Source organism: Fluviicola sp. (genome assembly GCF_030151805.1).
GTDB lineage: Bacteria > Bacteroidota > Bacteroidia > Flavobacteriales_D > Crocinitomicaceae > Fluviicola.
Map to the genome: position 1 here is coordinate 1 of NZ_JASLCN010000260.1, position 5258 is coordinate 5258.

Consider the following 5258-nt stretch of genomic DNA (forward strand, 5'->3'; position numbering starts at 1 on the left):
CGGTAAAGCCAGCTCCCGGAGCTGCAGAATGTTTTCCGGTTCGAAAAAGGTGTTCCATGCCCGCGGACTCTTATCCGCTTTGTAGATATATCCTACCTTCAAACGTGTAACGAGCACATCGGCAGTAAGGTCGATGTTCCCCACTTCATCTGCGAGTTGCAAGACATTATCGGGAATGCGTTCCTCAACCTCAATGCCGGTAATCTGCCGAATTTCCACATTCAGACTTTCAATGTGCTGAATATTTACCGCACTGATGACATTGATTCCCGCTTCGAGAATATCCAGAATGTCCTGCCAGCGCTTCTTGTTCTTGCTGCCCTCAATGTTTGAATGAGCCAGTTCATCCACGATGACGACCTCCGGACGCAGATTGATAATGGCCTGCAAATCCATTTCTTCGAGGTCTTTTCCCTTGTAAAAAAGATGCCTTCTCGGAATCACCGGCAATCCGTTTACCAATTCTTCCGTTTCCTCCCTGTCGTGCGTTTCAATGTAGCCGATCTTCACATCAATGCCATTCCGGAGCAGTGAATGTGCTTCCTGCAACATACGATAAGTTTTGCCCACTCCGGCGCTCATCCCGATGTAAATCTTGAATTTTCCCCGCCTTGATCGCTGGATCAACTCAAGGAAGTGCCGCACATTGTTTTCCTTTTCTGTCATGACTTGAATTGTAAAAAGGACCTAATGGATATTTCCCACAAATGCACAGTTGTTTCGAACACTTACCGGTTGCTATTTTAAATCAGCGAGACCGGTAGGCGAGCATTTAATCTGTGCATTTGTGGGAAAGAAAAGATCAATTAAACTCTCACGAAAAATAGTAACTAATTAGTTGCCAATTCAACGTGTTTTATATTCTGAATAAGATCGCAAATACCAAACGTGTTTCAGATTTCACCAAATCCGGTCTCCAATCTGCGGGCAGGGGAGTGGTGCTGTAACCAGTCGGAGAAGTAACACCGCCGTGTCCTGCAAAATAAGGAACACTCGACTGACGGTGAATCAACTCTGCACGGAAGGTAATCGTTTGATTCGGCATCCAGTCAAAATTCGTTGAAATATCCCAACCTCTGAACTGATCGCCCGGGTTTGCACTGAACGGATAAGCACCGGCTGTTTGTGTCGGGTTGTTCGGATTTGGAAGCGGACTTGCTTGTCCGGTCGGGTAAAGTACCAGGTAACGTCCCGGATTTGTCATCACTCCACCGCCGATTGTCCAGGCAAATTTGTTCTTTCCGAACCAGATTCTGTTGTAGAACATGGCACTCGCAAAATACTGAGCAGGACCTGCCACACTGTCTCCGTCTCTCAAGCCGTTTACGCCGCCGCCTTTTTCAAAACCGAAGTCAGCAGTCAACGAGAAAGCCATGCGGCTGATTCCTTTGGATGTCGGTTTGTTGAAATACCGCACCAATAAACTGTTGTCGGAATGGAACCGTTTGCGGTCTTTCAAACCTGCTGCATCCGTTCCGTAGTAATCATTGGTCAAAAGTTTGATATTGCTGTTCGGAATCCAGGTAATGTTTGCTCCGAATCCCGGCATAGCATTGAACTTTCCGTAACTCTGCCAACCATTGATTAACCAAGGCTCAATTTTGAGTGTTTTGGAAGGGAAGATCTGAACGCGCAAACCGTTAAAAAACCAAGGTGTGTTGTCTGAGGTGAAAGAAGCCTGGTATTCCCAGTTTTCATTTTGGTAATAGGAATTCAAACCGACGTAGGACATAAACATCCCGGCATCGACATTGATTCCGTACCATTTTTTGAAGTGGTAACCGGCATAGGCTTCACTGAGGTAACGATACACGTTTGCCAGTTCATACTGTCCTTTGTACGGACTGTAATCGTTTCGCGGAACGACTGTTGATCGGGTACCGAATTGCGTCACGATACGCGCCCGGGCATTTTTGTAGGTGAAATCACCCCCGAGATTTGCCGACGATAATTGAATCTCGTTGTGGCGCGCCAAAGTAGTGGATCCCACAACCGTGTTATCAATCGGATTATTGAACGAATAATTGTAATTCACGTCCAGCATAATCACCGGAGTGAAGTATTTGCTGCTCCAGATCGAAGAATCCCGGCGGTCGTTTCCGTTATGCCACGTCATGTCGATACCGTCAAACGGAATTTTTTCTGCTTCTTCCTTTTTTTGAGCAGTTAGTTGCAAACTGATTGCAATTGCAATACATGTAGTGATTTTTTTCATGTTATTTTTTCGTTTTTTGAAGATTATCCAATGCTACGTTTAATTCCAGTACATTGATGATGGATGGCCCAAGGACCTTGAATAATGGTGCTTTTGTATGTTCTTTGACCAATTGTTGAAGCTGTTTTTCGTCGATTCCACGTGCTTTGGAAACTCGTTTTACCTGAACCAATGCAGCTTTGGGTGAAATATTCGGATCCAACCCGCTTCCGGAAGCCGTGACTAATTCCGCAGGCACTTCTTTTCGTTCCAGATAAGGATGATTTAACAGGAACGTATCAATCCGGTGTTCTACTTCTTTCAGGTAATCGGGATTGGAAGTTCCTTTATTGCTTCCGCCGCTTCCGGCTCCGTTGTAGTTAACTGCCGAAGGGCGTCCCCAGAAATAGGTGTTTGTGGTGAAAGATTGTCCTTCGTGGTAAAATCCGACCACTTTTCCTTCTTTTTCGACTACCTGGCCTAAACCTTTTCCAGGGGTAACTTGCGCAATGCCCCAGATGAATAAAGGATAGGTTACGGATAATAACACCAGACACAAGAAGGTGAAGATATTGACTGCTATGATTTTTTTGATCATGATGTTTTGTTTTATGTGTTCAATTTTGATAGATCCCCCTCCCTTAATCCCTCCTCAAGGAGGGATTAAGGGAGGGGGATTTATTTGTTTCTAAATAAACAGTGAGACCAGTAGATCCAACAACTTAATTCCTGCAAACGGAATGATGATTCCACCCAATCCGTAAATGAGCAGGTTTCTTCTAAGAATTGCACTTGCCCCGATTGGTTTGTAAGCCACTCCTTTCAATGCCAGCGGAATCAATGCCGGAATAATCAGCGCATTGAAAATAACTGCTGAAAGGATCGCACTTTCAGGACTGTGGAGGTGCATGATATTCAAGCCTTCCAGGGACGGGATGGAAGCGATAAACAAGGCCGGAACAATGGCGAAATACTTTGCAATGTCGTTGGCAATGGAAAAGGTCGTCAGCGTACCGCGCGTCATCAAGAGTTGCTTCCCGATTTCCACAATTTCAATCAGTTTCGTCGGATCGTTATCCAAATCCACCATGTTTCCGGCTTCTTTCGCAGCCTGGGTTCCGCTGTTCATAGCAACACCCACATCTGCCTGCGCAAGCGCCGGAGCATCATTGGTTCCGTCTCCCATCATGGCAACGAGTTTTCCGCTTTCCTGCTCTTTGCGGATATAGGTCATTTTATCTTCCGGTTTGGCTTCAGCGATAAAATCATCTACACCGGCTTTTTCAGCAATGTATCTTGCAGTTAAAGGATTGTCGCCGGTAACCATGACTGTTTTAACACCCATTTTACGCAAGCGGTCGAAACGCTCCAGAATTCCCGGTTTGATAATGTCCTGCAATTCCACCACGCCGACTACCTGATCGTTTTCGCACACTACCAGCGGAGTTCCACCGTTATTGGAAATGAAAGTCACATCTTCAATTGTCTTTTCAGGGAACACATTTCCGGCTCTTTCAACAATGGTTCTGATTGCATCAAAAGCTCCTTTGCGGATCGTTGTGTTTCCGAATTGAATTCCCGAGCTGCGTGTTTCAGCAGTGAACTTGATGAATACCGGGTTCGTTACGGATGAGCGAAGTTCTTCTACATCTGTTTCCATTTGCTGTGCCAGTTCCAGGATGGATTTTCCTTCCGGTGTTTCGTCATTCAGAGAGGTCAGAACAGCGCAACGGATCAGGTTTTCTTTGTCAGCATCATTCAGTGCATGAAAAGCAGTTGCTTTGCGGTTTCCGATCGTGATTGTACCTGTTTTATCCAATAGAAGTACATCAATGTCTCCGGCAGTTTCCACCGCTTTCCCGGACTTGGTGATCACATTTGCACGCAACGCACGGTCCATCCCCGCAATTCCGATCGCGGAAAGCAAGCCTCCGATGGTTGTCGGGATCAAACACACAAACAACGAAATAAAAGCAGCAATGGTGATCGGCGTGTTTGCGTAATCCGCGAAAGGTTTCAAGGTCACGCACACAATGATAAAGATCAAGGTGAACGCTGCCAGCAAAATGGTGAGGGCAATTTCGTTCGGTGTTTTTTGCCGGCTCGCACCTTCCACCAATGCGATCATTTTATCGAGAAAACTTTCACCCGGTTCGGTACTTACCATGACTTTAATTCTGTCGGAAAGCACTTTTGTTCCACCGGTCACACTGCTTTTATCACCGCCAGCTTCGCGGATCACCGGAGCAGATTCTCCTGTAATCGCACTTTCGTCGATGGTTGCAATTCCTTCGATGATTTCGCCATCGGTCGGAATAATGTCGTCTGCTTCACAAATGAAGATATCGCCTTTGCGTAATTCGGAAGAGTTGACCTCGTGAATCGCTCCATGTTCGTTGAGCTTTTTGGCAGGTGTTTCTTCGCGTGTTTTACGCAAACTGTCTGCCTGCGCTTTTCCGCGTGCTTCTGCCAGTGCTTCTGCGAAATTTGCAAAAAGAAGGGTCGCAAACAGAATCAGGAAGATGGTGAGGTTGTAACCAAAACTGCCCTGATCTGATGCCCCGAAAGCGATTGCGATACAAACGATCAGCATCACCACCGTTCCGATTTCCACGGTGAACATCACCGGATTTTTCCACATGATTTGCGGCTTCAGTTTTATGAAGGATTCTTTGAAGGCATCTTTTACCAGCTGCCGGTCAAATAATGAGATTTGTTGATTGCTCATGATAATTCTTAATGAGGAGTTTGACTGAAGTATTCAGCGAATGGTCCGAGCGCCAAAGCAGGGAAGAAGGACAAGGCTGCAATGATGAAAATGACTGCGAAAATCATAATCCCGAAAATAGGAGTGTCGGTTTTCAGTGTTCCGGCACTTTCCGGAATGTGTTTTTTCCCGGCAAGCAAACCTGCAATCGCCAGCGGTCCGATAATCGGTAGGTAACGGCTTATGAGCATCACAATTCCGGTTGTTAGGTTCCAGAACGGATTGTTGTCTCCCAAACCTTCGAAACCGCTTCCGTTGTTTGCAGCACTGGAAGTATACTCGTACAGCATTTCCGAA

4 protein-coding genes and 1 pseudogene are annotated in these 5258 nt (G+C 46.0%); all 5 read right to left on the minus strand.

The features are described 5' to 3' along the window. Positions 1-666: pseudogene (locus Q1V93_RS09920) on the minus strand (sensor protein KdpD); the annotation flags it as partial. A gap of 190 nt (positions 667-856) precedes the next feature. Next, positions 857-2215, minus strand: a complete 1359-nt coding sequence (locus Q1V93_RS09925; protein WP_300664261.1) for an outer membrane beta-barrel protein — start codon at positions 2213-2215, stop codon at positions 857-859. Position 2216: 1 nt separating this feature from the next. Next, entirely contained in the window at positions 2217-2792 is a 576-nt protein-coding gene (locus tag Q1V93_RS09930) for a K(+)-transporting ATPase subunit C (protein ID WP_300664263.1), read from the minus strand. Between the two features lie 90 nt (positions 2793-2882). Beyond that, positions 2883-4922, minus strand: coding sequence for a potassium-transporting ATPase subunit KdpB (gene kdpB / locus Q1V93_RS09935; RefSeq protein WP_300664264.1), 2040 nt, complete (start codon positions 4920-4922; stop codon positions 2883-2885). A gap of 8 nt (positions 4923-4930) precedes the next feature. Then, positions 4931-5258: potassium-transporting ATPase subunit KdpA (locus tag Q1V93_RS09940; RefSeq protein ID WP_300664266.1), on the minus strand; the 328-nt coding region annotated here is incomplete at its 5' end.